Raw genomic sequence first — 25,712 nt, forward strand, 5'->3', positions numbered from 1 at the left:
GACGGTTCTGTATGAACTTCAGAAATGACGGGCGAGAAAAAAGGCAGCTTGTGAAAACAAGCTGCCTTTTATGTTTTAACGCTTAGAGTGAAGAAATTGTCCAGCCAACAATTTCGCTGGCGACACGTTCAAAAGCACTATCCAGCGCTTTGACATATTCGTTGTTGGACGTGCCATAGACTGGTGTTGTGGCACGGAAAACGCGTGTGGCACGGACTTCACCATTCTTGTCATTCATAAGCTTGACGGCGATTTCCACCACTGCGGCTCTCTGAGCACCATAGGCCTGAATACTGAATACGCGAAGATCGCTCAGGATCTGATAGTTGATGGCCAAACCGTCACCGGGGCGCCCAACACCGCCAAATACGCCGGTATTTTCATAGGCCTGCACAAGACGCGACTGAACGATGTTTGGCAGCCTGTCGCCCCATTGCGCGCCTTTGAGATATTCAATGGCGCCGGGCGCAGTGTTGACGACGATGTTCTGGCTATCAAGCGCCTTCAAAGCGCTTGGTGGGGGCACCAGAATTTGAAGGTTCTTGCGGTTCGCCGATGCGGACTGCGATTGCTGCGGTGCGGAAAGGCTGAATGTGTCGAGCGGTGTTGTCGTCCCGCAACCTGCCAGCAAGGTTGCAAGCAGAAGAGGCATAATGAAACGACGATGGGAATTTACCACGACAGAACCTGTATTGGACATTAATGACGCGTCCTTCCGTTATACTGCGGTACGCTGCCGGGGCCACCAAAGAACAATCGCTGCGGATTGCGCTCAATATCGGATACAGCCTGTTCTACACGTTGTACAGCGCGACGGCTATCACCAATCAGCGCCTGAATATCGGTCAAGCCTTGACCGGAGAAGCGTTCAAGATTGCTGGCAATGGGTGAAATGCGCTTGTCCAGATTGCTGGAAAGCTGGCGAATGGATTCAAGCGTTGCCTTGGCTTGCGCCACAACACCGTCCTTATCGTCACTGGAGAGCAAATGGTCCGCCTTCGCAATCACATCTTCGATGCGCGATGAAGCAGCATTCAAGCGTCCCATCATTTCTTTGGCATCGGAAACGATCTGGTTGATGTTGTCCGCGTTGGAGCCCAGCTCATCAATCACATCGGCATTCTTTGCCAGTGCATCTGTGAAGGTCTTGGTGTTTTTGATCGTGTCAGTCAGCGGCCCGCGCGCTTCTGTGACAAAGCCTTCAAGCTCGCCCAGCACGCTGTTTGCGCGCGCAAAAATATCCTGCGCGGTCGCCAGAAGATTGTTCACGGCAGATGGATCGGCATCAATGCGTGCAACCGTATCTTCTTTTGCAGCTTCGGTAAGAAGGTTTGGCTCGTCAAGCCGCCCACCCTTAAGCTCAATATAGGCCTGACCTGTCAGACCCTGAAAGCCTAGTGTCGCTTCAGTTGAACGGGTAATCGGTGTTGTTGCATTCACACGCGTTTTAACGATCACCATACCCGGATTTGTTTCGTCGAGGTGAAGATAGCGGACGTCACCGACTTTGATACCGTTAAACAGAACCTGACTACCGATCCCCAGACCCGTTACCGATCCAGGTATGCGTACATCAAGCTCTACGGAGTCTCTGGCTTCGCCATAGCGCGCGATCCAGTACACGAAACCGAAAGCCAGCAGGCTGACGATCAGCGTGAAAACTCCTACCAGTACATAATTGGCCTTCGTTTCCATATCTTATCCAGTCTGCAAGCGGCTGCCGCTGCCGGGCCGTCTTCTGCTTGGCGCAGAGGTGTCGATCTGACGTGCGCGCTTTCCTCGAAAATAGGATTTAACCCATGGATCGTCTACAGCCAGCATGTCTTCAATGGAACCGCTAACCGAAACTTTTTTGTTACCCAGAACGGCAATGCGATCACAAATCGCAAACAGACTGTCAAGATCGTGCGTCACCATATAAACGGTAAGCCCCATTGTATCGCGCAGATTGGCGATCAGTTCGTCAAAGTCTGCCGCTCCAATCGGATCAAGACCAGATGTCGGCTCGTCAAGGAATACAATGTCCGGGTCAAGCGCCAGAGCACGTGCCAATGCCGCACGCTTGATCATGCCGCCGGAAAGTTCAGATGGAAATTTATCAGCCGCATCAGGACTTAAGCCAACCAGATCGATTTTGAGACGCGCCAGTTCATCCATAAGCTTGGGCGGAAGATCAAGATATTCGCGCATCGGAACCTGAATGTTCTCAAGCACACTGAGTGCTGAAAACAAGGCGCCATGCTGAAACAACACGCCCATGCGCATATCAATTGCCATTTTCTCGGCTTCTGTGATCTTGTCGATATTGCGTCCCAATATCTCGATCTCACCCGACTGCTTTTTGTTCAGTCCAAGAATGGTCCGCATCAGCACAGATTTACCAGAACCTGACGGCCCGATGAAGCCAAGGACTTCGCCCTTATAAATATTGAGCGATAAACTATCGAGTACAGGAGCGCGGCCACCGAAGCCAACGGTAACATCCCGCACCGAAATGATCGGCACAGGCGCTTCGCTGCTTTGTGTATCCTGCATTGGCTGCTGGTTATCGATGATAGTCTCCATATTTACTCTTTACCTGAGCGTGCGCTTCGACAGAACAGTATGAAACAAAGCTATATAAGTTCTGTCTGGAACTGTGTCCGAAAGGCCCCACAATTCCTTATATAGAGGGATATTGAAGACTTAGAAGTCGATTGCAGCGTAGAATATCGCAAACAAACCATCGACAACGATGACTATGAAAATTGATTTAACCACAGAGGCAGTTACGCGACTGCCCAGTGATTCTGCGCTGCCGCCGACTTTCATGCCTTCAACAGAAGCGAGTATGCCGATAATCATCGCCATAAACGGCGCTTTAATAAGACCTGCAAAATAGGTGTTGAGTGCAACGGCATCATGCAAGCGGCTGATAAATGCTTCCGGCGAGATGTTGGAGTAGAAATAAGTAACCGCTGCAGCGCCTACCAAAGCTGAAAGATCTGCAATGATTGTCAGAAGCGGCAGAATCACCACAAGCGCGACGAGTCGCGGAAAGACAAGAACACCGACCGGATTAAGCCCGATAACGGTGAGCGCATCTGTTTCTTCCCGCATTTTCATCGAGCCGATTTCAGCCGTGATCGCACTGCCGGATCGTCCGGCGATCATAATGGCAGTCAGAAGCACGCCGAGTTCACGCAGAACCAGAATGCCGACCAGATCAACCACGAAAATTTCAGCGCCAAAATAGCGAAGCTGGAAGGCACCCTGCTGTGCAATGATGGCACCAACAATTGTTGACATAAGCACAATAATCGGGATCGCGCCCACGCCCATCCGGTCAATCTGCTTGACGATTGCCGGAAACGGAATACCACTGCCGCGCCCGGCTTTCAGCTGCGCACCGCGAATTGTTGCACCAAGAATGTGCATTGCCATCAGGAAATCCTGAAACATCGAGGTGACGCCACGCCCGATAGAATCCAGCATTTTGATAAAGAAGAAAGGCTTCTTGGTCTGTGGCACATCCAGCGTGCGTTCGACGGATTTGCCGACCTCTTCCACAAGCGGCAGCCATGCTGGCTTAACGCCTTGGAGTTCAACATCAATCTTTTGAGACAACAGACGGTGGCGCAGGCGTTCGATCAGCCAGGCACCAGCCGTATCAAGACTTTCCACACCCGCAACGTTGATGATCGCTGCCTGCGAGCCGCCAATTTTTTCGAGCTCGCGCATTTTTTTGTCGACAACGCCAACGTTCTGAGAAATCCAATGTCCGCTCAGGTTTATGAGACGTAAGTTATCCTGCTCGGCCAAATCAATCTTTGGCGCGACATTGGCGGCAGCACTTGCTTTGTCGTCGGTGTCGGTCAACATGGCCTAACCCTTATACGAGTCGTTGCGCGACCGAAATACTGCGTACTGGAAGCCATAGCCATGCACAAAAACTTGAAAATCATTCATGAACGCTATCCTATTGCCGGGAAATTCACAATCTCCCGCGGCTCCAAGACGGAGGCTTCGGTCATCGTGTGCGAGATAAGCCATGAAGGAAAGCGTGGGCGTGGCGAATGTGTGCCCTATGCACGCTATGGCGAATCGATTGAGAGTGTGAGCGAACAGATTGAGGTCGTGCGTAAGGCCCTTGAAAAGGGTGCAACGCGTCAGGAAATACAGACAATTATGGCTGCCGGTGCCGCGCGCAATGCGGTTGATTGCGCGCTCTGGGATCTGGAAGCAAAAATATCTGGCAAACGTGTTGCAGACTTGCTTGGAACACCAACCCGCCCGCTTGAAACTGCGATTACGGTGTCGCTCGGTACGCCTGCTGAAATGGCTGAATCGACGGCTAAGGTTGCCCATTATCCGCTGATCAAGGTCAAGATGGGGGGCGATAATGACATTGAGCGTATTTTGGCTGTTGCAAAGGCTGCTCCCAACAGCCGCATTATCATCGATGCCAATGAAGGCTGGACTGATGACAACATTATAGAAAACATGGCCGCTGCCGCAAAGGCCGGTGTGGTTCTGATCGAACAGCCCCTGCCCGCTGGCAAGGACGAAATTCTCAGCCAAATTGAACGTCCGGTCATCATTTGTGCCGATGAAAGCGTGCATACGTCGATTGGTCTTGAAGACCTCGCAAAGCGTTATGATGCAGTCAATATCAAGCTCGACAAAGCCGGCGGTCTGACCGAAGGGCTGATCATGCGCGAAAAGGCAACTGCGCTTGGATTGCAGATCATGGTTGGCTGTATGGTCGGCACATCGCTGGGCATGGCTCCGGCCGTGTTGCTCGCACAGAAAGCCAATGTCGTTGATCTCGATGGTCCACTGCTCTTGGCGCAGGATCGCATTCCCGGCCTTCATTATGATGGTGCTCTTGTTTATCCGCCGGAAGCGGACGTCTGGGGTTGATTATGGGCATCCTGTGCTGCCTGCGTGAGGCGCGTTGCTGATGAGAGCACGTTCTCGAAAATATCCGCGCAGGCCTCCCATGTGAAGGGTTTGAGGACTTCAGCAGGGTTAAAGGCAGGCATTTCAAGGGCAGCAAGACAAGCAGTCTGCAAATCTTCCGAAAGAACGCCTGCGCCTGTGGCACCCACAACATCGGATGATCCGGGAACAGGATAGGCCGCTACAGGAAGGCCTGATGAAATAGCTTCCAGCAGAACAAGGCCGAATGTATCGGTTCTGCTTGGAAAAACGAAAACATCCGCTGATGCATAGACTTGCGCCAGCTCTTTGCCCTCTTTTTTTCCGATAAATACCGTATCCGGGAAACGCGACCTGAAGTCATTGAGCGCAGGGCCGTCGCCGACAATCAGTTTTGTGCCGGGCAGATCAAGCTCGAGAAATGCTGGCAGGTTTTTTTCTGTCGCAACGCGTCCAACACAGATGAAAACTGGCTTTGGAAGGTCTCTTGCCACATCATCACGCGGATGAAACAGCGTGCGGTCAACACCGCGCGTCCATAATTCCAATCCCGTAAAGCCGCGCTCCCGCAAGTCATCCAGAATGGATTGGGTCGGAACAAGTGTATGCGATGCAAGATTATGGAAGCGGCGTAAAAATGCATAAGTCCATTTTGGTGGTATGGGAAAGCGGTCCTGAAGATATTCCGGAAAGCGCGTATGGAAACTTGTCGTGAAGCTCCAGCCCATCTTAAGACATGCCCTGCGCGCCATAAAACCAAGTGGACCTTCGGTTGCGATATGCACATAATCGGGCTGTATCTTTTGCAATCGCCGCCGGACGGCAGCCGGTGTTGTCATGGCCAGACGAATTTCTGGATAAGTCGGACACGGAACAGAGCGATAATCCAGCGGCGAAACAACAATCACCTCGTAGCCACGTGCTGTCATCAGTTCACAGCATTTTGTCAGCGTTCTCACCACGCCATTCACTTGCGGGTGCCACGCGTCTGTCACGATGACGAGTTTCTTCATCTGTTGCTATTCACCGCTTTTCGAGTTTGTTTTGGAAGCCTGATTATCTTGCTGCTTTCCCGATCAGCCGGGATCGTTTGGCGTTGAGCGAGACATTGCGTCCATTCAAGCAATTCCATGCGACCATCGAAATGCTCGACAACCGCTGTGCAGCTTTCGACCCAGTCCCCGGTATTGATATATTCAACACCATTCATATTTCCGATGGTTGCGTGATGAATATGACCGCAGATCACACCATCCACGCCGATGCGTTTTGCTTCATCGGAAACCACGTCTTCAAATTTTCCAATGAAATTGACAGCCTTCTTCACGCGAAATTTGGCCCACGCGGAAAATGACCAATAACGCAATCCGAACGTCGCGCGTATACGGCTCATAACCGTGTTGATCCAGATCGCTGTGTCATAGGCCCAGTCACCCAGATAGGCGATAAAGCGCGCATTGCGCACAACCACGTCGAACTGGTCGCCGTGGATGACCAGAAACTTGCGGCCATCCGCAGCTTCGTGAATGGCGCGGTTCATCACCTCGATGCCGCCAAAATGTGTACCCTGAAAATTTCGCAGAAATTCGTCGTGATTGCCGGCGATATAAATGATTGTCGCGCCTTTGCGGCTTTTGCGTAGCAGTTTCTGCACAACATCATTATGCTCCTGCGGCCAGTGCCAGTTGCGACGCAGGCGCCATCCATCGACAATGTCGCCAACCAGATAGATCGTTTCCGCCTCGTGATAGCGCAGAAAATCAAGCAAAAGCTCAGCTTGAGCTGCTTTGGAACCAAGATGCACATCTGAAATGAACAGGGTGCGATATTTTTTTGGATCGATCTGTTCTTCGCTCATTTGGTTGTCCTTCCGACTGGCAACCCGAATTTGAATGAAGAAAACCCGATTCATGTCACAAACATATGACGGCATTTTTGAGTGAGGATTTGTTGGACATTTCCGCGCGTCAACCAGAATCCGGTTGATTGCCACATCGGCTTAGTGGCATGTCTACGGCCATAAAAAGCAGTTTCGTTCAAAATACCGTTGGATTGCGGAACAACTGCTTCTCGAAATCGGGCCTATAGTGATTTGATAGTTTGAGATAAAAACGATATTGGCTCACATGACGCGAATAGGCGTCCTCACGCGGTTTCCCTCCGGCTGCGCGTATGAACTGGAAAGCGATGCTAAAATGACCGACAAAAAGACCCCCTCCACTTCCACGCGTTCAGATTTTGACGAAGCGGCCCTGTTCTTTCACCGCTACCCGAAACCGGGAAAGCTCGAAATTCAGGCGACAAAGCCGCTTGGCAATCAGCGCGATCTGGCACTGGCCTATTCGCCCGGTGTTGCAGCGCCTTGCCTTGCGATCCAAGAAGATCCATCCACTGCTGCCGAATATACGGCGCGCGGCAATCTGGTGGCTGTCATATCCAATGGTACGGCTGTGCTGGGACTTGGGAATATCGGCGCGCTTGCATCCAAGCCGGTGATGGAAGGCAAGGCCGTTCTCTTTAAGAAATTCGCAGATATTGATGTGTTCGACATTGAAATTGAAGCGCTTGAAATCAACCGTATGGTCGACGTGATTTCGGCGCTTGAGCCAACTTTTGGCGGTATCAATCTCGAAGACATCAAGGCACCTGAGTGTTTTGAAGTTGAAGAACAGCTTCGCGCGCAGATGAATATTCCGGTTTTCCATGACGACCAGCACGGAACGGCGATTATCGTTGCCGCTGCCGTTATGAACGGTCTGGAACTGGCCGGCAAGAAGATCAGTGAAGCGAAGATTGTAACGTCTGGTGCTGGTGCAGCAGCCCTTGCCTGCCTCAATCTGCTGGTTAAACTTGGTGCAAAACGCGAAAATATCTGGGTCTGTGACATTGAAGGCGTGGTCTATGAAGGCCGCAATACGCTTATGGACCGCTGGAAAGATGTTTACGCGCAGAAGACGGATGCGCGCGTGCTCGCCGATGTCATTGGCGATGCCGATGTGTTCCTTGGACTTTCGGCTGCGGGTGTTTTGAAGCCAGAACTGCTTAAGCAGATGTCTGAAAAGCCGCTTATCATGGCGCTGGCCAACCCGAACCCGGAAATCATGCCTGAGGCTGCACGCGAAGCGCGCGCTGATGCCATGATTTGCACCGGACGTTCAGACTATCCGAACCAAGTGAACAATGTTCTCTGCTTCCCTTACATTTTCCGCGGTGCACTTGATGTTGGCGCCACTGCAATCAACGAGGAAATGAAGCTTGCGGCCGTCCGTGCCATTGCTTCACTTGCCCGTGAAGAACCTTCTGATGTCGCCGCACGCGCCTATTCGGGCGATACGCCAACTTTCGGACCAAACCACATCATTCCTTCGCCGTTCGATCAGCGGCTGATTCTGCGTATCGCGCCTGCTGTTGCCAAGGCTGCGATGGAGAGCGGAGTTGCCACGCGTCCGATTGAGGACTGGGAAGCCTATATGGACAGGCTGACCCGCTTCGTGTTCCGCTCAGGCCTTATCATGAAGCCGGTCTTTGCTGCCGCGCGTGCACAGAAAAATCCAATGCGCGTGATCTATGCTGATGGTGAAGATGAGCGCGTATTGCGCGCTGCGCAGGTGGTGATTGAAGAAGGCATTGCATCGCCAATCCTCGTTGGTCGTCCGAATGTTATTGAAACACGTTTGAACCGTTATGGTTTGAAAATTCGGGCGGGTAAGGATTTTGAACTGATCAACCCGGAAGACGATCCGCGCTACCGTGATTATGTCGATCTTTATTTGTCCTTCACGGGGCGTCAGGGCGTAACCCCTGAAGCAGCACGCACGATCGTCCGTACAAACTCGACTGCAATCGCTGCCCTCGCCGTTATGCGCGATGAAGCAGATGCAATGATCTGTGGTCTGGAAGGCCGCTTTGAGCGCCATATGCGCGTTGTAAAGCAGATCATTGGCAAGCTGCCGGGCATCAGCGATTATTCCGCATTGAGTTTGCTTATCTCGCAGCGCGGTGCCCTGTTCCTAACAGACACATATGTCAATGTGGAACCTGATGCCGACCATATTGCCGAGATGGCCATTTTGGCTGCAAAAGAAATCAGCCGCTTTGGTATTGAGCCAAAGGTTGCTCTGGTCTCGCATTCAAACTTTGGCTCCAAGGAATCTGCCAGTGCAGAGAAGATGCGCCGGGCTGCAGCACTGCTTGCGGAGAAAGCGCCTGATCTTGAATCTGACGGCGAAATGCATGGTGACTCTGCATTGTCGCAGGCGCTTCGTGACCGTGTATTTCCAAGTTCACGTCTCAAGGGCGAAGCAAATCTGCTTGTCTTCCCTAATCTTGATGCGGCGAATATCACACTTAACGTGGTCAAGACTGTCACTGATGCATTGCATGTTGGTCCTATCCTGCTGGGCGCAGCACGCCCTGCTCATATTCTTACGCCTTCGGTTACTTCGCGCGGTGTCGTCAACATGACAGCGCTTGCAGTTGTTGAAGCATTACAAAGATCCGGTGAAGGCAATCAGAATAAATAATTTAGATAGATCTTTATAATTAAAACGTAATAAACGCCAAGTATTCAAATAATACTTGGCGTTTATGTTTTTTTAACTGTAATAAATAAACATTGACACATACGAACAACGGGACGGGCTTGTTCTATGATGAGTGTTTATAAGAAATTTACAAACTTACCTTCAGCAGTATTCGCTGTTACGATAGTTGGCTTATTGAGTGGCTGTACAACAACGCAACCTTCACAGCCCTGCACCAGTCAGGAAGCGGCAAGGTTGCATGCACAAATCACGCCAACGAATGCACGACTGGATAGAAATAAAATACAAATTTCACGTATTCGTGCCGAGCAGGCAAAAGAACGTTGTACGGGAAATTTGTTTGCACCTGCAAATAAGTCACCGAAGTGTGAGCGCTTGAAAACGCAGGAAGCAAAGCTTGTGTCTGAAAACCAGACACTTTCTGAAAGACTGTCAGAAATTAATGCTGCCATTGCCGGAATGTCTCATCCTGGCAAGCATGTAAAATCCTGCTCGGCCAGCTGGTTGCCGAAGCGCAGCGTTCAGAAAGCCGCGCCAAGCAGAAAATTGGCAAGAGCATCGGTTAAGGTTGCCAGTGCGCAGGCGAAAAAGCCAGTACAAACTGATGGGCTTCCGGTTGAGGATTATGTCGTGCCGGCCTATTCGTCCTATAGCTCAAGCGCAACAGAGCCGGTCGCTTACACAGCATCCGCACCGGTGTTGCAAGCGCCAGCGCACATCGCACCTGTAGAAGCGACACCGCCTGTTGAACGGGCATATTCGGATAGTGCCAAGGTCAGAGTGATCGGCTCTTCGTTCTTTCCGGACCAATCAAAACCAGCAAATCCGCAAGCTCCGGTCCATGCGCCTGCCCCGTAAGCGCGATGCGCAGGGGCATGAACAGCATCTTGCCCTTGCGTCCTGTTGCTGCTTTCACAGCATCGGTCCAGATTTTCCAAGTCTGCTTATCCCAAGGCTCAGCGGGTAGCAATTTAAATGCTTCCTGCACAAAAGCCTGCTCTTCCTCAGACAATTCCAGTTTTTCCGGCAGTTCGCCATTGATAATCTGCCACCAATGCGTCGCATCGTTGAAACGCTCAAGATTACCGCGAACAGTCAGCCAAAAGGCTTCTGCCTGATCGCCTGCAATACCAAGTTTTTCAAGCCGACCCTTCGCTTTCTCGAAAGGCATTTCATGCAGCAAAGCGCGGTTAAGCGTATCCAGTTCGGCTGGGTCGAATTTTGCCGATGATTTCGAAATGGCAGCCAGATCAAAGCGTTCTGCGAGCGCATTCATGTCACTGGCTGCCGAAACAGATTCCGAGGTTCCAATGAGGATTGCCAGTGAGGCAACGGACATCGGTTCATAGCCGCTTTCGCGCAGCGAGCCGACTGACAGCGCGCCGGATCGTTTTGAAAGGCCTTCGCCTGAAACGGTGGTCAGCAAATTATGATGGCCGAAGACGGGCGGTTCTGCACCAAGCGCCTTGAAGATGGCAATCTGAACGCCTGAATTGGTGACGTGATCATCGCCACGGATGATATGGGTGATACCAAGATCAATGTCATCGACAACTGATGGCAGTGTGTAGAGATAGGTACCGTCTTCACGAACCAGAACCGGATCGGACATGGAAGCCAGATCGACAGTCTGTGGTCCGCGCACCAGATCGTCCCAATGGACTTCGGTGCGGGTGGTCGTAAAAGGGTCGCTTTCGAAATTCGGCAAAAGGAAGCGCCAATGTGGCTTGCGGCCTTCGGCTTCAAAAGCTACCTTCTCCTGATCCGTCAGCTTCAGGGCTTCACGGCCATAAACGGGCGGAAGGCGACGCGCGAGACGCAGTTTGCGGCGGCGTTCGAGTTCATCGGCTGTTTCATAGCAGGCATAGAGAAGACCTGCTTGTTTCAACTTTTCGACAGCCTTGGCATAAACATCAAAGCGCTTCGACTGGTATTCGATCCGGTCAGGCGTAACACCCAGCCATGCAAGATCGACAGTAATCGCATCAGCATATTCCTGCTTAGAACGCTCTACATCGGTATCGTCGTAACGCAGAATGAATTTGCCGCCATTCTTTTTGGCGTAGAGCCAGTTTGAGAGCGCGGTACGTGTATTGCCAATATGAATATAACCCGTCGGCGACGGTGCAAAACGAACTGTAACAGTCATGACTCAATCTTTCAGCGGTCGCGGAAGCGGTTCGTTATTGGATAACGACGATCACGTCCAAAATTCTTCTTGGTAATTTTGACACCGGGCGCAGACTGGCGGCGCTTGTATTCGGCCAGATTAAGCAGATGCTCGATCCGTTGTACCGTTTCAAGCTGATGGCCGCGCGCGACAATCTCAGCATTGCTCATTTCGTTTTCAACGAGGCACTCAAGAATGTCATCCAGCACCGGATAAGGTGGCAGACTGTCCTGATCGGTCTGGTTTTCGCGCAATTCTGCGGATGGAGCCTTTGAGATGATGTTTTGTGGAATCACCTCGCCTGCAGGCCCAAGGCTGCCCGCCGGAACATTGTTGTTGCGCCATTCCGACAACGCATAGACCTGCATTTTATAGACATCTTTGATGGGGTTAAAGCCGCCATTCATATCGCCATAAAGCGTTGCATAGCCGACCGACATTTCGGACTTGTTGCCGGTGGTTACAACCATCGAGCCAAACTTGTTGGAGATTGCCATCAAAATGGTGCCACGGGCACGGCTCTGGAGGTTTTCCTCCGTCACACCGGCTTCTGTGCCTTCAAACAAAGGCTTGAGTGCAGACAGAAAGCCTTCGACAGGTTCGGCAATCGGCACAATATCATAACGCACGCCGAGCGCTTTGGCGCAATCGGCAGCGTCTTTGAGCGACTCTTCGGACGTGTAACGATAGGGCAGCATCACGCAGCGCACGCGATCCTTGCCCAACGCATCGACGCCTAACGCTGTGCAGATCGCCGAGTCGATACCGCCTGAAAGACCAAGCACAACATCCTTGAAGCCGTTCTTGTTCACATAATCACGCAGGCCCAGCATACAGGCCGAATAATCAGCTTCCAGACCTTCCGGCAGCGTAGCCTTTTCTGCCTCCTCGCAATGCCAGCCCTCGCCGTCCCGCTTCCATATGGTCAGTGTAATGGCTTCTGCAAATTGCGGCATTTGCAGGCGAAGCGTCTTGTCGGCGTTAAATACGAATGAGCCACCATCGAAGACCAGTTCGTCCTGCCCGCCCACCTGATTGGCGTAGAGCATGGGAAGCTCGGTTTCGATGACCTGTTTCAGAACCACCTGATAGCGGCGCTCGATCTTGGCGCGGTGATAAGGCGAACCATTGGGCACCAGCAGGAGTTCAGCACCACTTTCGGCCAGTGTTTCCGCAACACCGAGATCACCCCATATATCTTCGCAGATCGGAATGCCGATGCGGACACCGCGGAAATTGACTGGTCCGGGCATTGGGCCCGACTGGAAGACGCGTTTTTCGTCAAATTCGCCATAGTTGGGAAGATCGACCTTGAAACGCTCGGCAATGATTTCACCGCGATCCAGAACAGCGACAGCGTTATGCAGGCCACTGTCACGCTGCATCGGTGTCCCGATGATGACACCTGGTCCACCATCTGCTGTGTCTTTGGCAAGCGCAGCCACAGCCTTTTCACAGGCTGCGACAAAGGCCGTTTTGAGAACCAGATCCTCCGGCGGATAACCCGCAATAAACAGCTCCGTGAACATCACAAGGTCGGCGTTCATTTTGGCTGCTTCTGCGCGGGCTGCACGCGCCTTGGCAAGATTTCCGGCGATGTCGCCCATAACAGGATTGAGCTGTGCAACGGCAATACGAAGCATGTCGAGATTCTCGTTTACGCTGATCATGCGTCAGCTTTAGCGCGCTTGTGCAATTAATTGCAACGGATGGCGTTCAAGAACAGTCGTTCTTTATCGGATCATATAGGTTGTGATCAGAATATAGCCCCATGTGGCGGCGACAAAAACAATCGCGATCAGAACAGCGAGCGAGCCGCAATCCTTGGCAATCTGAATTTCCTTATGAAAATCACGCGAAACAGCATCGCAAGTGGCTTCAATACCGGTGTTGAGCACTTCAACAAGAATGAGAAACAGGATCGATCCTGTCATCAGCAGAAATGCCAGCCCGCTCGGAGCAAGAAAGAATGCGATTGGCACTGATAACAGGAAAAGCACCAGTTCTTGCTGAACTGCCTTTTCATGAGCGGCCAAGTAGCGAAGAGCACGCATTGAATTGAGAAACGCCAGAAAAATTCGCTTCATTGATGCCCCCAAATGAGTTTTCGCCAAAACCAATAAGCGAATTCATTTGAAACACAACAGGGCGGAGAGTGAATTCTCCGCCCTGCGCTTGTTTCAAAGTGACTTTATTCAATCAGGCGTTAACGGCCTGCTTCTCCGAGCCCAGATCCCGTTCCTTCTTGAGCAGTTCTGCCAGAAGGAAAGCCAGTTCAAGCGCCTGATCGGCGTTCAGACGTGGGTCGCAATGCGTGTGGTAGCGGTCATGCAGATCTTCTGCTGAAATCGCACGCGCACCGCCCGTACATTCGGTGACGTTTTTGCCGGTCATTTCGACATGGATACCGCCCGGATGTGAACCTTCGGCGCGATGGATCGCGAAGAAGGACTCAACTTCCTTGAGGATACGGTCGAATGGACGCGTCTTGTAACCGCCTGCTGTGATCGTGTTGCCGTGCATCGGGTCGCAAGACCAGACAACCTTACGGCCTTCACGTTCAACGGCGCGGATGAGCTGTGGCAGATGATCGCCGACCTTGTCGTAACCAAAACGCGCGATGAGCGTCAGGCGTCCAGCTTCGTTTTCAGGGTTGAGAAGATCGATCAGGCGGATGAGATCATCGGGCTGTAGCGATGGACCGCATTTCAGACCGAGCGGGTTCTTGATGCCACGGCAATATTCGATATGCGCATGATCAGCCTGACGTGTGCGATCGCCAATCCAGATCATGTGACCCGAAGTGCCGTACCAGTCGCCAGAGGTCGAATCGACGCGTGTCAGTGCTTCTTCATAGCCAAGCAGCAGCGCTTCATGGCTGGTGTAGAAATCGGTTTCACGCAGCGAATGATTGCTGTCAGAGGTGATGCCGATCGCCCGCATGAAATTCATCGTTTCCGAAATGCGCTGCGCCAGTGCAGCGTAACGCTCTGCCTGCGGGCTTTTGCCAACAAAGCCGAGCATCCACTGATGTACGTTTTCAAGGTTCGCATAACCACCCTGCGCGAAGGCACGCAGCAGGTTCAGTGTCGCAGCGGACTGGCGATAAGCCATGTCCTGACGCTGCGGATCAGGGATACGCGATGCTTCGTCGAAATCGATGCCGTTGATGATGTCGCCACGGTATGATGGCAGCTCGACACCATTGAGTGTTTCCATATCGGAAGAACGCGGCTTGGCGAACTGACCGGCAATACGGCCCACCTTAACAACAGGCTTGGATGCTCCGAATGTCAGCACGACTGCCATCTGCAAAAAGACGCGGAAAAAGTCGCGAATATTATCCGCGCCATGTTCTGCGAAACTTTCCGCACAATCGCCGCCCTGAAGCAGAAATGCCTTGCCTTCGGCAACGTCTGCCAGCTGGCTTTTCAGCTTGCGGGCCTCGCCTGCAAATACGAGCGGTGGATAGGTACGAAGGCGAGCCTCAACATCGGTCAGAGCCTGTGCGTCTGGATAAGACGGCACTTGCTTGATCGGTTTGTCTCTCCAGGAATTTGGGGTCCAGTTCTTCGTCATTTCACACCTGTTTTAATTATCCGCGCGATTTCTCTCGGATTAGTTCCTCCTTGCACGAAAGCTGAAATGCGTTTGTGCAAGACAATTCAATGTCTGTGCACGCATAACAGCACGCGTGATCGCGTTGATATAATGCAGACGCTCACTTTATACCAGCGAGAATCGTTAACAGGATGGGAGTGATACGAAAGTTCAACTTTCGAGCTTTTGCCCGTTCACCACGCGGTAGGTCGGCTTATACATTGTAACCAGTTCTTCCGCCGCTGTCGGGTGAACCGCCATGGTGCGGTCGAAGTCGTCCTTGGTTGCACCAGCTTTGAGCGAAATCCCAAGCAGCTGTGCCATTTCACCGGCATCCGGCCCCATAATATGGGCCCCGACAACCTTCCGGCTCCTGGCATCAACGATGAGTTTCATCAGCGTTTTTTCGTTGCGGCCTGAAAGCGTGTTCTTCATTGGCCGGAACAAAGCGCGATAAACTTCCAGTTCAGCATATTTCTTTGCAGCTTCATCTTCCGGCAAGCCAACAGTGCCGATTTCAGGTTGCGAGAAAACTGCCGTGGCAATAAGCTCATGATCGGGTTTCGTTGGATTATCTTTGAAAGCTGTTTCAAGGAAGCACATTGCTTCGTGGATCGCGACCGGCGTCAACTGAACGCGATTGATAACATCGCCAACAGCCCAGATATTGGAAACGCTTGTGCGGGAATAATCATCGACTTCGATGGCACCCAGCGCGTCGGTTTTTACGCCTGCCTTTTCAAGACCAAGGCCCGCGGTGTTGGGCTTGCGGCCAATTGCCAACATGGCTTGACCGACATCGAGTGTTTCGCCATTGGTCAGCGAAACTTTCAATGCGCCATCAGATTGCTTTTCGACCTTCTCAAAAACTGCGCCGCAGATGATGCGAATGCCTTTAGAAACCATGGTTTCATGAAGCAGTTGACGCAGATCGTGGTCAAAGCGCGAGAGGATTTCTTTGCCGCGGTAGACGATTGTCGTTTCAACACCAAGACCATGGAAAATATTGGCAAATTCGACTGCGATATAACCGCCGCCAGCGATGGCGATGGATTTCGGCAACTCTTCCAGATGAAAGGCTTCATTAGACGTAATGCAATATTCATGGCCGGGCAGCGCGTCATGCGCGCTTGGATGACCGCCCGTTGCAATCAGAATTTGATCCGCAGTGACACGGCGCCCGTCAGCTTTGAGTTCGATTGTGTGTGCATCGATCAGTTCTGCGCGACTTGCAAAAATATCGACGTTCGAGTTTTCCAGACCTTTGCGATAAAGACCTTCAAGCCGATCAATTTCCTTGTCTTTCGCCGCGAGAAGCTTTTTCCACTCAAAGCTGCTTTTGCCAACATTCCATCCATATCCGGCCGCATCTTCAAAGTGCTCGGGAAATTGCGAGGCGTAAACGAAGAGTTTTTTTGGGACACACCCACGAATAACGCAGGTGCCGCCCATACGGTACTCTTCGGCCAGACCGACCTTTTTGCCCATTGCACCGGCCAGGCGCCCTGCCCGCACACCACCGGACCCACCACCGATAACAAAAAGATCATAATCATAACCGGCCATGGGACTCTCCATTTAAATCTGATGCGTGACACTTATGTAAGCAAAAGAAAAAGCCCGGCCAAGTCGCCGGGCTTTTAAAATCTGCGTTACAATAAGAAATTACTGCTGAGCAGGCTGTTCAGGCGTAGCCGTAGCACCTGCCTGAGCTGCGAGAACTTCTGCAACCGAAGTCGCGAGATCGCGGGCAATTCCGTTCTGCCAGATATTGGCAGCCTTAACGACTTCGCGCGTTACAATCGGGCCTTCAGCAAGCAGCTTCTTGCCTGCTTCGGAATTGTAGAATGCGGCGATTGCTTTGAGTTCATCTTCGCTGAACGCATTTGCATAAGCGCGAGCCGATTCAGTTTCGAGATCAGCGCGGCGAGCAGCAAGCGCGAGCGCTTTGTCATCAACAGTCTTGGTGATGAGCGCTTCAAGATTTGGGTCTTTCTGAATAAGTTCCCCCTTCAGCGCCCGTGCGGCACTCGGCAGGATCTCATCAAACTGTTCAGTCGCCTGAATGGAAGCAATTGCCGCGCGGGCAGCGTCCAGATGCGAAGCGGAAATTTCCTGTGCTGAGGCCGCATGAACGCCTGACAGCAGGACGAGTGCGGAAAACGGTGCAATCAGACGGCGGAAGCCAGTTGCCGGGATCATATGGTCAGTACTCCGTTCAAACAATTCTTATAGGCGGTTTAAGGCCGGGTCATGGTTCGGATGCCGTCAGCGCCTGCAATGATTGCGGCCCGTGCCAGTCCGATAAAAAGTCCGTGCTCGACAACGCCCGGTATGGCGAAGAGAGCGTCAGATAGAATCTTTGGATCGGGAATGCGGCCAAAAGATGCATCCACGATATAATGCCCACCATCCGTTACAAATGGTGAGCCGTCTTTTAAACGCAGGACCAACGGACCTGCAAGGCCGCATTGCGAAGCAGCCAGTTCAATAGCGCGTAAAGTTGCGCCAAGTCCAAAACGATTGACTTCAATCGGCAGAGGAAAATGGCCAAGCGTCTCAACAACTTTCGACCCGTCTGCAATAACAATCATTGAGTCGGAAGCGGCAGCGACGATCTTTTCACGCAGCAATGCACCACCTCCGCCCTTGATGACTGAAAGATTAGGATCGACTTCATCAGCGCCATCGACGGTCAGGTCAAGATGCGGCGTTTCTTCCAGAGTCGTGAGTGGAACCCCCAATTCTCTGCAAAGATCAGCTGTGCGTTCCGAAGTCGGCACGCCAATGATCTTAAAGCCGGAATTTACCTTTTCTGCGAGCAGACGCACAAATTCTTCTGCCGTCGAGCCAGTTCCAATTCCCAGACGCATTCCATCTTTGACATGTGTCAATGCCTCTGTGGCAGCGGCGATTTTGAGCTTTCGTGCTTCATCCATGCCTGAAATATCCATGCCTGAATTTCTATCTTCCCATCGGATTCTTATCCGTCTCCGGCAACGCCTCTAGCATGCGGGAGCATCGCAACAAAGCTCTCAATATGAATTATCGTTATTTTTGCGATGAACTCTTATTTCATCTCTGTCTTGAGAAGGTACGAACTTGAGCCTATCTCAAAGATCAGCTAGCACTGCATCAACACAGATTTTTTCCCGAAAGAAGCATCATGTCCGCTGCCAACTCCAAGCCCATTATCGTTTTCGACCTCGATGGCACATTGGTTGAAACAGCGCCAGACCTTCTGGGCAGCTTGAATCACTGCCTTGCAATCTCGGGCTTGCAAACGGCTGACCATGGTCAGCTGCGCCGCTTTGTGGGACAAGGTGGCCGCGTTATGATCGAGCGCGCTTTTGCAGCGCAGCAAAAACAGCTTGATGATGCGAAGCTTGATCACCTTGTTGAAGAATTCCGCGAGCATTATGCAGCACACATGCCGGGCGACTCGGCATTTTATCCAGGCGTCCTCGAAGCCATGGATCGTTTTTCTGCGAATGGTTACACATTGGCGGTTTGCACCAACAAGTTTGAAACATTGTCGGTCAAGCTTTTGACTGCAATGGGTGAAGCTCATCGCTTTGCGGCAATTTGCGGTGCAGACACATTTGCATTCCGCAAGCCAGATCCGCGCCATTTGATCGAAACAATTGCCAAGGCGGGCGGAAACCGTGATCGCGCCGTGATGGTTGGAGACAGCCGTACAGATATTGATACGGCGAAAGCAGCCGGTATCCCTGTTGTTGCGGTAGATTTCGGTTATACTGATTTGCCGGTTCAGCATTACGAGCCAAGCCGCGTCATCTCGCATTATGATGAATTCACACTTGAAATGGCTGAGCAGCTTTTGGAAGCCGTTGCAGATAAAGTCTGAAACAAGGTAACGCTATTATGAAGCAAATTCTTATATTTACCGCTGTTTCTTCAATAGCGTTATCAGCAAGTGCTTTTGCAAATGAGCCGTCACAGACGGGACTACCGGGCGTGAAGATGCAAAAGCCGATCGTATCGGCACCACCACCTGCACCTGAGCCCGATAGTCAGCCGGCGGGGAGTTGGAAAAATTTCCGCGTTGGCAATACTGATGTTTCGATTTCCGGCAGCGTTACCGTTGACGTGGGGAGTGGCAATAGCCGAACATCCGGGCGATAGAGCATTTCGTATTTTGATTGAATCCCTGGAAAGGCTCTATCAATTTGTTACGCATTATCCCACGCAAAACCGCTTCGCACTTTTGCTGAAAATCCTCTAGAGCGAAGCCCAGACGGCGGGTAATTGCTCTGGCAAATCCTCTGCAATTAGCCCATGTCCGAAGCGTCGGCCTGCATCTGCATGGATCCAGACGGCAGCGCCTGCTGCTTCAAAGGCTGGCATTCCCTGTGAAAGCAATCCGCATACAATGCCAGCCAGCACATCGCCCGATCCCGCCGTTGCGAGAAATGGTGTGCCATTCGCATTGATAATGGCGCGCCCGTCAGGTGCTGCAATTACCGTATCCGGCCCTTTATAGATCACAATGGCATTTGCCCGTTTTGCTGCTTTGCGTGCCCTATCTGGCTTTGACATTTCGTTCCCGGCTGCAATATCCGGAAAAAGACGCCGAAACTCGCCCTCATGTGGCGTGAGAACAAGCGCCGTGTCGGTATTTCTTTGAGCTTTGAAAAGCTGTTCCGGCTGATTTTCAAAGGCCGTGATGCCGTCGGCATCCAAAACCACGCCTTTTAGATATTCAGAGCGCCCGTTGACAGCTGTCAACAGCATCAAGGCATGATCGCGGGCAAATGACGGATTGCCGTAGCCCGGGCCAAGCACGCAGGCTGCAACCTTGCGCTCCACCAAAAAGGTTTCAACATCCTTTATATTGCGTGTCTCGCGCAGCATGATGCTCGTCAGATGGGCTGCATTGGTTAAAACTGCATCAGGTGGCGAAAGCAATGTGACAGCCCCTGCACCACTGCGCGCTGCCGCCCTTGCCGATAAACGTGCCGCACCTGTTGAATGCACAGGCCCGGAAAAAACTGCCGCATGGCCGCGACTATATTTGTGGGCATTGATTGCAAGTATGGGCAGTTGGTCCTGCCAAAGCTCCGGTGCGTTTTCAAAAGTATCTGGAGTGATGCTTTTCAGCACCGTATCGGGAATCCCAATGTCTGCCACATGAAGCACGCCACAATGCGCCCGGCCCGGCTGCAAGAGATGACCGGGTTTCTTACGGAAGAATGTCACGGTTGCGCGTGCCCAAACAGCGGTTCCCAAAACCTGCCCGTCTTTGCCGGATATGCCGCTTGGCAAATCCACAGCCAGAACGGGAATGTTCGAAGCATTGACTGCTTCTATTGCGCTGGCTTCGGCGCCTTCCACCGCGCGCGCCAGACCTGCGCCATAAATTGCGTCGATGACGCCGACAAAGTCTTTGGGTTCGAACGCACTGATACGCCGCACATCTCCTTTATAATAGTGGAGTGCCCTCATCGCATCGGTGTCCGGGCGGGGCTGCGCTGTTCCGAAGCAGGTAACGGCATATCCGGCCTTAGCGAGGAATTGGGCCGCAACATAGCCATCGCCACCATTGTTTCCGGGGCCACAGAGAACGGCGACCCGGCCTTTGGCAAGGAACATGCGCTGGGCTACATCTGCAACGGCACGCCCTGCTGCGAGCATCAGTGAAAAACCATCACGCGTGCCGCTTTCAATTGTCATTTTGTCTGCACGCGACATTTGTTCCGGCGTCAACAGTTCCAGCATGACTCATATTTCCCCTGGTTGTTGGTTGATTAATCGCGCGCCATTCGCTTTGATGCAAGTCTGATTAAGTTCATGGCAGATTGTCTATTTTTTAATCACCGTGCAGAGCATAAAACTGCCGTTGAAAATCTTTCACACGGATTGCCTTGCCGGGATGACAAAAAAAATGCCACTCTGCTGCGAGGAAGGTTAGACTTCTGAAATTATTGAAAATGCGCTAGCCTCAATATCAGCGCCCTTTTCAGCTGAATAGATGCGAAAATTTCGGCAAAATTTGCTGAAAACAACGCAGAACTTAAAAAAAATGGCTGTCACCTAACGAGTTGGCACAGTTCATGCTTCTATATCAGCGAAACGGGCACGACGCCCATTTCCGAACAAGAGCGGAGACCATTCTCTGATGAAAAAGATCGAAGCCATCATTAAGCCTTTCAAGCTGGATGAAGTGAAGGAAGCCCTTCAGGAAGTTGGTTTGCAGGGAATTACTGTAATTGAAGCCAAGGGTTTTGGCCGACAGAAGGGCCATACCGAGCTTTACCGCGGCGCGGAATATGTCGTCGATTTTCTTCCCAAGGTGAAAGTTGAAGTCATCGTCGCCGATGAAACCGTCGATGGCGCCATTGAAGCTATTCGCAAGGCAGCCCAGACAGGGCGCATTGGTGACGGTAAGATTTTCGTCTCCAATATCGAAGAAGTTATCCGCATTCGTACCGGTGAATCCGGCGTGGATGCCATCTAATAAAACCAGCCTACCGAACATCGTCGTGCAAACAGGATATTAAAATGACGACTGCCAATGACATTCTGAAACAGATCAAAGATAACGACATTAAGTTTGTCGACCTCCGCTTCACAGACCCTAAGGGCAAACTGCAGCACGTTACGATGGATATCGGCCTCGTCGACGAAGACATGTTCGTTGATGGCGTTATGTTCGACGGCTCATCGATTGCTGGCTGGAAGGCCATCAACGAATCCGACATGGTTCTCATGCCAGATCCGGAAACCGCTCACATTGATCCATTCTTCGCTCAGTCCACGCTGGTCATTCTCTGCGACATTCTTGATCCGGTTTCGGGTGAAGCTTATGGCCGCGATCCACGCACGACTGCAAAGAAGGCCGAAGCCTACATGAAGTCGCTCGGCATCGGTGACACTGTTTATGTTGGCCCAGAAGCTGAATTCTTCGTATTCGATGATGTGAAGTACAAGGTTGATCCATTCAACACAGGCTTCAAGCTCGACTCAACCGAGCTGCCATCGAACGATGACACCGATTACGAAACCGGCAATCTCGGCCACCGTCCACGCGTCAAGGGTGGTTACTTCCCTGTTCCGCCAATCGACAGCGCGCAGGACATGCGTTCGGAAATGCTCACCGTTCTGACGGAAATGGGCGTAACCGTTGAAAAGCATCACCACGAAGTGGCGTCCGCTCAGCACGAACTGGGTGTCAAGTTCGACACGCTCGTTCGCAACGCCGACAAGATGCAGATCTACAAGTATGTTGTGCATCAGGTTGCTAATGCCTACGGCAAGACCGCAACGTTTATGCCAAAGCCAGTCTTCGGTGACAACGGCTCGGGTATGCACGTCCACTTCTCGATTTGGAAAGATGGCAAGCCAACCTTCGCGGGCAATGAATATGCCGGCCTTTCGGAAAACTGCCTGTTCTTTATCGGTGGCGTTATCAAGCACGCAAAGGCCGTGAACGCATTCACCAACCCATCGACCAACTCCTACAAGCGTCTGGTCCCGGGTTATGAAGCACCAGTTCTGCTGGCTTACTCGGCTCGCAACCGTTCGGCTTCCTGCCGTATTCCTTTCGGCTCGTCGCCGAAGTCGAAGCGCCTTGAAGTTCGCTTCCCTGATCCGGCAGCAAACCCATATCTCTGCTTTGCAGCGCTGCTGATGGCTGGTCTTGACGGTATCAAGAACAAGATCCATCCAGGTCAGGCGATGGACAAGGATCTTTATGATCTTCCTGCAAAGGAGCTCAAGAAGATCCCAACCGTTTGTGGTTCGCTTCGTGAAGCGCTTCAGTCCCTCGACAAGGATCGTGAGTTCCTGAAGGCTGGCGGTGTATTCGAAGACGATCAGATCGACAGCTTCATCGAACTCAAGATGGCGGAAGTGATGCGTTATGAAACAACGCCGCATCCAATCGAGTTCGACATGTACTACTCGGTTTAATCAGGATTGCGGGTGGCAATGAACAATTGCCACTCACTCCGGTTAAGGCCATTACCGAGGGGAACGACGTGCCAGAAGGTGCGCGAAAGAAAACCCGGCGAAAGCCGGGTTTTCTTTTACAATCAGTATATTATAGTTATCAGTTAAATAATAACTAGAGCGCTTGCAAGACGCGGGCAGCAACCAATATTTCGCTCTCACGCGTTGTACGGCGTGCGCGCGCTTCAGCATCCTCACCCCAATGCTCAATGGTCCAGTCTTCATCAAGATGCGCGCGTTTCCAGCCATCCTCAACAGACACTTCGCCTTTGGCGATTGCCAGAGCGATCAGTGCGGAGCCGGTCAGCGTTGTCATGGTATGCAGCGATGCCAGCGCAATCGGATTCTTGAATTCTGCAAGATGAATGCCGAAAGCTGCAATCGCTTCACGTGATTGTTCGACATGCATCACACCTTCTGCAAGTGCAAAACGGGCGCCAAGGCTTTCCGCCCAGTCGATCAGCGGGTCCCATTGCTCTGTCTGACGTGCAACAAGTTCCTTCGGGCTTGCCGCGCGATAGCAGATCATGTCCGTTCCGGCAAAGCGCAGAATGTCTTCAAATACCGCTTGCGGGTCCTGTGCAATGCCATCAACAGCCGTATTCACCAGACGGGTCGCAGGCATTTTGGACGGGTCGATCACGTCTATCTGCGCGCGAAACTCTTCAGCGATGATTTCAGCTGCATCTGATGTTGGCAAAAGCAGCACAGCCCGTGCCGGGGTTTTGACCGGACGACCATCAAGGTGCACGGTGAAACCGCCTTCAACTTCGGCAACCTCAGCCTTTTCATAAAAACGTTTTGGCAGTGGCGTTCGCATCAGTTCCTGCGAGCGCGCCACCGGGTCTTTCTGGGAGATTGGCATTTCAGCTTGCGGGTCGCTCAGAGTGTCGCGCATAATATTGTCCGGTTCATTAGAGAATAGAGGTATCCATTTCATGCAGGATTGCATGAAGTTCTTCTGGCTTGCTCAAAACGTGATGAGCGCCTGCTTCCACAAGTGAATCCGGGCGATGATAGCCCCATGAAACACCTGCGGCGCGCGCGCCTGCCGAGCGAGCCATTTGCATATCGTAGATCGCATCGCCGATCACGATTGTTCGCTCTGGTTCTATCCCCATTTCGGAACAGGATTCAAGCACCATGGCCGGATGAGGCTTGGACGGGCAATCATCAGCGGTACGAACGATCATGAAATGATGTCCGATGCCATGGCGTTCAAAAATCGAGCGAACGCCACGCTGCGACTTGCCAGTGACAATTCCCAAAAGAAGATCATCGCGGCGGCCAAGCTCTGTCAGAAGCGGCAGGATGCCATCATAAAGTGGTTCTGCAAAACCGGGCGTCTGGCGAAGTTTTACGAAGTTTTCCTTGTAGCGCTGCGTGAGCCAGTGCGCCTGCTCATCAACTTCGCGACCAAGCAGCTGGGCAATCGCTATCGGCAGCGAAAGACCGATGATCGAATGTGTCTGCTCGATTTCAGGCGGCGTCAGTCCGGCATCAACAAAGCTTGCTGCCATGCAATGATGGATCGTATCTCCGCTATCGACAAGTGTGCCGTCACAATCAAAGAGAACAAGTTTCATCATGCGGCTCCGGCTTTTGCTGGGCGGTTAATAATAATGAGGCCCAGACCAATCAGGGCAAGCGCTGCAAGGATTTTCCAACCCAGTGGTTCATGAAGCAGCAATCCACTCAGCAACACGCCAAAAGCAGGCGTCAGAAAAGCAAAGTTTGATAATTTGGAAGCCGGATAGCGGCTTATCATCCAGAACCACAGCGGATAGGTCACAGCCACCACGAACATTGACTGAAACAGAAATGACAGCACCGAGAGCATATCCGGGTCGCGGATCAATGGGCCGCTGAAAAACAGCAATGGCAACGGCACGAATGCAGCCACGACCAGTTGATAGAGCAATGTCTTTTCAGGCGCAGCACTTGCAAGCTTCGACCGTTTAATGACGAGCGTGGTCATTCCCCAAAGCATACCGGAAATCAGCGCCAGCAGATCACCGTAGAGTGCATTCGGACCCGGACGGCTGATATGGTCTGAGAACACCACGAAAACACCGATAAACGCCACACACATGCCGATGAAAGCACGCATAGACATACGCTCGCCCAAAAGAAAATGGCTGCCGATTGCCACCCAGAACGGCATGACATTCATCATCAGCGTGACGCGCCCGACGCTGGTCAGCTCCATCGCAAGGAAGATCATGACGAATTCGACGCCAAAAAGAAGGCCGGCCAGAATGCCGGGCTTCAGCGTTCCGTCACGACCGAACAGCGGAATACGCTTCCAGTAACACCAAAGAAAAACGCAGGCACCACCCAAAGCTGCACGACCTGAAGCCATGAGCATGGGATTAAAACCACGATTGCCGATCTTAATGGCAACCTGATTAAGCCCCCAAGTGAACATGATAAACATCACGAGGGCAATTGCCAGTCCGTCGAATGACACCCTGCCCTGAACACTTCCCCCTGCCGCACCCGACATT

The 25,712-nt window shown here is 52.1% G+C and carries 23 protein-coding genes; 6 read left to right on the forward strand and 17 right to left on the reverse strand.

Features of this window, described 5'->3' with window-relative positions; translation table 11 throughout:
- Positions 1–82 precede the first annotated feature (82 nt).
- The 4 genes from VBH83_RS04750 to VBH83_RS04765 all read right to left on the reverse strand — a co-directional run bounded on the left by VBH83_RS04750 (position 83) and on the right by VBH83_RS04765 (position 3,861).
- Positions 83–700 carry an ABC-type transport auxiliary lipoprotein family protein gene (locus tag VBH83_RS04750; RefSeq protein WP_265984709.1) on the reverse strand — a complete coding sequence of 206 codons (618 nt, stop codon included), beginning with the start codon at positions 698–700 and terminating at the stop codon, positions 83–85.
- The gene (locus VBH83_RS04755; RefSeq protein WP_265984710.1) at positions 700–1,695 is read right to left on the reverse strand and encodes an MlaD family protein; all 996 of its coding nucleotides are present in this window, start codon (positions 1,693–1,695) and stop codon (positions 700–702) included. The genes VBH83_RS04750 and VBH83_RS04755 overlap by 1 nt, the downstream gene beginning before the upstream one ends.
- Positions 1,696–1,698: 3 nt before the next feature.
- On the reverse strand, positions 1,699–2,565 hold the full coding sequence (locus VBH83_RS04760) for an ABC transporter ATP-binding protein (protein ID WP_265984711.1): 867 nt from the start codon (positions 2,563–2,565) through the stop codon (positions 1,699–1,701).
- Between the two features lie 120 nt (positions 2,566–2,685).
- Positions 2,686–3,861 carry an ABC transporter permease gene (locus VBH83_RS04765; RefSeq protein WP_396996593.1) on the reverse strand — a complete coding sequence of 392 codons (1,176 nt, stop codon included), beginning with the start codon at positions 3,859–3,861 and terminating at the stop codon, positions 2,686–2,688.
- A gap of 60 nt (positions 3,862–3,921) precedes the next feature.
- Between VBH83_RS04765 and dgcA the strand changes: the two genes are divergently transcribed.
- Positions 3,922–4,902, forward strand: a complete 981-nt coding sequence (gene dgcA, locus VBH83_RS04770) for an N-acetyl-D-Glu racemase DgcA (protein WP_265984713.1) — start codon at positions 3,922–3,924, stop codon at positions 4,900–4,902.
- On the opposite strand, the gene VBH83_RS04775 is transcribed toward dgcA, so the two are convergent.
- Both VBH83_RS04775 and VBH83_RS04780 read right to left on the reverse strand, forming a co-directional pair.
- Positions 4,872–5,933 (reverse strand): glycosyltransferase family 1 protein, encoded by a 1,062-nt coding sequence (locus VBH83_RS04775; RefSeq protein ID WP_265984714.1) that lies wholly within the window; start codon positions 5,931–5,933, stop codon positions 4,872–4,874. The genes dgcA and VBH83_RS04775 overlap by 31 nt on opposite strands.
- The gene (locus VBH83_RS04780; RefSeq protein WP_265984715.1) at positions 5,930–6,778 is read right to left on the reverse strand and encodes a UDP-2,3-diacylglucosamine diphosphatase; all 849 of its coding nucleotides are present in this window, start codon (positions 6,776–6,778) and stop codon (positions 5,930–5,932) included. Before VBH83_RS04780 ends, VBH83_RS04775 begins: the two co-directional genes overlap by 4 nt.
- Positions 6,779–7,115: 337 nt before the next feature.
- Here VBH83_RS04780 and VBH83_RS04785 point away from each other — a divergent pair, with 337 nt between their 5' ends.
- Both VBH83_RS04785 and VBH83_RS04790 read left to right on the forward strand, forming a co-directional pair.
- Positions 7,116–9,443 (forward strand): NADP-dependent malic enzyme, encoded by a 2,328-nt coding sequence (locus tag VBH83_RS04785; protein ID WP_265984716.1) that lies wholly within the window; start codon positions 7,116–7,118, stop codon positions 9,441–9,443.
- Positions 9,444–9,569: 126 nt separating this feature from the next.
- Positions 9,570–10,322: a hypothetical protein gene (locus tag VBH83_RS04790; RefSeq protein ID WP_265984717.1), complete on the forward strand. Its 753-nt coding sequence runs from the start codon at positions 9,570–9,572 to the stop codon at positions 10,320–10,322.
- Here the strand turns inward: VBH83_RS04790 and gltX are convergent.
- From gltX to rpiA, 7 genes are all read right to left on the reverse strand, one after another.
- Complete coding sequence (gltX, locus tag VBH83_RS04795; RefSeq protein ID WP_396996597.1) at positions 10,240–11,613, reverse strand: glutamate--tRNA ligase; 1,374 nt, start codon at positions 11,611–11,613, stop codon at positions 10,240–10,242. The genes VBH83_RS04790 and gltX overlap by 83 nt on opposite strands.
- An 11-nt stretch (positions 11,614–11,624) precedes the next feature.
- On the reverse strand, positions 11,625–13,304 hold the full coding sequence (locus tag VBH83_RS04800) for an NAD+ synthase (RefSeq protein WP_396996599.1): 1,680 nt from the start codon (positions 13,302–13,304) through the stop codon (positions 11,625–11,627).
- 63 nt (positions 13,305–13,367) lie between these two features.
- Complete coding sequence (locus tag VBH83_RS04805; protein WP_265984720.1) at positions 13,368–13,721, reverse strand: diacylglycerol kinase; 354 nt, start codon at positions 13,719–13,721, stop codon at positions 13,368–13,370.
- 112 nt (positions 13,722–13,833) lie between these two features.
- Positions 13,834–15,213 (reverse strand): class II 3-deoxy-7-phosphoheptulonate synthase, encoded by a 1,380-nt coding sequence (locus VBH83_RS04810; protein WP_265984721.1) that lies wholly within the window; start codon positions 15,211–15,213, stop codon positions 13,834–13,836.
- A gap of 192 nt (positions 15,214–15,405) precedes the next feature.
- Complete coding sequence (gene gor, locus VBH83_RS04815) at positions 15,406–16,800, reverse strand: glutathione-disulfide reductase (protein WP_396996602.1); 1,395 nt, start codon at positions 16,798–16,800, stop codon at positions 15,406–15,408.
- 99 nt (positions 16,801–16,899) lie between these two features.
- A complete protein-coding gene (locus VBH83_RS04820) occupies positions 16,900–17,436 on the reverse strand; it encodes a DUF2059 domain-containing protein (protein ID WP_265984723.1) in 537 nt (178 codons plus the stop codon).
- A 38-nt stretch (positions 17,437–17,474) separates the two neighbouring features.
- Positions 17,475–18,173, reverse strand: coding sequence for a ribose-5-phosphate isomerase RpiA (gene rpiA, locus VBH83_RS04825; protein WP_265984749.1), 699 nt, complete (start codon positions 18,171–18,173; stop codon positions 17,475–17,477).
- 227 nt (positions 18,174–18,400) lie between these two features.
- Here rpiA and VBH83_RS04830 point away from each other — a divergent pair, with 227 nt between their 5' ends.
- Positions 18,401–19,102, forward strand: a complete 702-nt coding sequence (locus VBH83_RS04830; protein ID WP_265984724.1) for an HAD family hydrolase — start codon at positions 18,401–18,403, stop codon at positions 19,100–19,102.
- A gap of 374 nt (positions 19,103–19,476) precedes the next feature.
- Here VBH83_RS04830 and VBH83_RS04835 read toward each other — a convergent pair whose 3' ends face one another.
- On the reverse strand, positions 19,477–20,973 hold the full coding sequence (locus tag VBH83_RS04835) for an NAD(P)H-hydrate dehydratase (RefSeq protein WP_396996605.1): 1,497 nt from the start codon (positions 20,971–20,973) through the stop codon (positions 19,477–19,479).
- Positions 20,974–21,373: 400 nt separating this feature from the next.
- On the opposite strand from VBH83_RS04835, the gene VBH83_RS04840 reads away from it, so the two are divergent.
- A complete protein-coding gene (locus tag VBH83_RS04840) occupies positions 21,374–21,712 on the forward strand; it encodes a P-II family nitrogen regulator (RefSeq protein ID WP_007874909.1) in 339 nt (112 codons plus the stop codon).
- Between the two features lie 44 nt (positions 21,713–21,756).
- Complete coding sequence (gene glnA, locus VBH83_RS04845) at positions 21,757–23,166, forward strand: type I glutamate--ammonia ligase (RefSeq protein ID WP_265984726.1); 1,410 nt, start codon at positions 21,757–21,759, stop codon at positions 23,164–23,166.
- A gap of 154 nt (positions 23,167–23,320) precedes the next feature.
- Here the strand turns inward: glnA and VBH83_RS04850 are convergent, their stop codons facing one another.
- Genes VBH83_RS04850 through VBH83_RS04860 form a run of 3 tightly spaced genes read right to left on the reverse strand, consistent with a single transcriptional unit; the run spans position 23,321 to position 25,711 of the window.
- A complete protein-coding gene (locus VBH83_RS04850; RefSeq protein ID WP_265984727.1) occupies positions 23,321–24,103 on the reverse strand; it encodes an ATP12 family chaperone protein in 783 nt (260 codons plus the stop codon).
- A gap of 16 nt (positions 24,104–24,119) precedes the next feature.
- Complete coding sequence (locus tag VBH83_RS04855; RefSeq protein ID WP_265984750.1) at positions 24,120–24,791, reverse strand: HAD-IA family hydrolase; 672 nt, start codon at positions 24,789–24,791, stop codon at positions 24,120–24,122.
- The gene (locus VBH83_RS04860; RefSeq protein WP_265984728.1) at positions 24,791–25,711 is read right to left on the reverse strand and encodes a DMT family transporter; all 921 of its coding nucleotides are present in this window, start codon (positions 25,709–25,711) and stop codon (positions 24,791–24,793) included. Before VBH83_RS04860 ends, VBH83_RS04855 begins: the two co-directional genes overlap by 1 nt.
- Between the last annotated feature and the right edge of the window lies 1 nt (position 25,712).

The organism is Ochrobactrum sp. S1502_03 (genome assembly GCF_044435015.1).
GTDB lineage: Bacteria > Pseudomonadota > Alphaproteobacteria > Rhizobiales > Rhizobiaceae > Brucella > Brucella chromiisoli.

Excerpts from the sequence above, each read along its gene's own strand:
- VBH83_RS04810 (WP_265984721.1), bottom strand. The coding sequence starts at position 15,213 with ATGACGAAGAACTGGACCCCAAATTCCTGGAGAGACAAACCGATCAAG.
- VBH83_RS04750 (WP_265984709.1), bottom strand. The coding sequence starts at position 700 with ATGTCCAATACAGGTTCTGTCGTGGTAAATTCCCATCGTCGTTTCATT.
- VBH83_RS04790 (WP_265984717.1), top strand. The coding sequence starts at position 9,570 with ATGATGAGTGTTTATAAGAAATTTACAAACTTACCTTCAGCAGTATTC.
- VBH83_RS04780 (WP_265984715.1), bottom strand. The coding sequence starts at position 6,778 with ATGAGCGAAGAACAGATCGATCCAAAAAAATATCGCACCCTGTTCATT.
- VBH83_RS04775 (WP_265984714.1), bottom strand. The coding sequence starts at position 5,933 with ATGAAGAAACTCGTCATCGTGACAGACGCGTGGCACCCGCAAGTGAAT.
- VBH83_RS04755 (WP_265984710.1), bottom strand. The coding sequence starts at position 1,695 with ATGGAAACGAAGGCCAATTATGTACTGGTAGGAGTTTTCACGCTGATC.
- glnA (WP_265984726.1), top strand. The coding sequence starts at position 21,757 with ATGACGACTGCCAATGACATTCTGAAACAGATCAAAGATAACGACATT.
- VBH83_RS04765 (WP_396996593.1), bottom strand. The coding sequence starts at position 3,861 with ATGTTGACCGACACCGACGACAAAGCAAGTGCTGCCGCCAATGTCGCG.
- VBH83_RS04850 (WP_265984727.1), bottom strand. The coding sequence starts at position 24,103 with ATGCGCGACACTCTGAGCGACCCGCAAGCTGAAATGCCAATCTCCCAG.
- VBH83_RS04760 (WP_265984711.1), bottom strand. The coding sequence starts at position 2,565 with ATGGAGACTATCATCGATAACCAGCAGCCAATGCAGGATACACAAAGC.
- VBH83_RS04860 (WP_265984728.1), bottom strand. The coding sequence starts at position 25,711 with ATGTCGGGTGCGGCAGGGGGAAGTGTTCAGGGCAGGGTGTCATTCGAC.
- VBH83_RS04840 (WP_007874909.1), top strand. The coding sequence starts at position 21,374 with ATGAAAAAGATCGAAGCCATCATTAAGCCTTTCAAGCTGGATGAAGTG.
- VBH83_RS04835 (WP_396996605.1), bottom strand. The coding sequence starts at position 20,973 with ATGCTGGAACTGTTGACGCCGGAACAAATGTCGCGTGCAGACAAAATG.
- rpiA (WP_265984749.1), bottom strand. The coding sequence starts at position 18,173 with ATGGATGAAGCACGAAAGCTCAAAATCGCCGCTGCCACAGAGGCATTG.
- gor (WP_396996602.1), bottom strand. The coding sequence starts at position 16,800 with ATGGCCGGTTATGATTATGATCTTTTTGTTATCGGTGGTGGGTCCGGT.
- VBH83_RS04785 (WP_265984716.1), top strand. The coding sequence starts at position 7,116 with ATGACCGACAAAAAGACCCCCTCCACTTCCACGCGTTCAGATTTTGAC.
- VBH83_RS04855 (WP_265984750.1), bottom strand. The coding sequence starts at position 24,791 with ATGAAACTTGTTCTCTTTGATTGTGACGGCACACTTGTCGATAGCGGA.
- VBH83_RS04800 (WP_396996599.1), bottom strand. The coding sequence starts at position 13,304 with ATGATCAGCGTAAACGAGAATCTCGACATGCTTCGTATTGCCGTTGCA.
- VBH83_RS04805 (WP_265984720.1), bottom strand. The coding sequence starts at position 13,721 with ATGAAGCGAATTTTTCTGGCGTTTCTCAATTCAATGCGTGCTCTTCGC.
- dgcA (WP_265984713.1), top strand. The coding sequence starts at position 3,922 with ATGCACAAAAACTTGAAAATCATTCATGAACGCTATCCTATTGCCGGG.
- VBH83_RS04830 (WP_265984724.1), top strand. The coding sequence starts at position 18,401 with ATGTCCGCTGCCAACTCCAAGCCCATTATCGTTTTCGACCTCGATGGC.
- VBH83_RS04820 (WP_265984723.1), bottom strand. The coding sequence starts at position 17,436 with ATGATCCCGGCAACTGGCTTCCGCCGTCTGATTGCACCGTTTTCCGCA.
- gltX (WP_396996597.1), bottom strand. The coding sequence starts at position 11,613 with ATGACTGTTACAGTTCGTTTTGCACCGTCGCCGACGGGTTATATTCAT.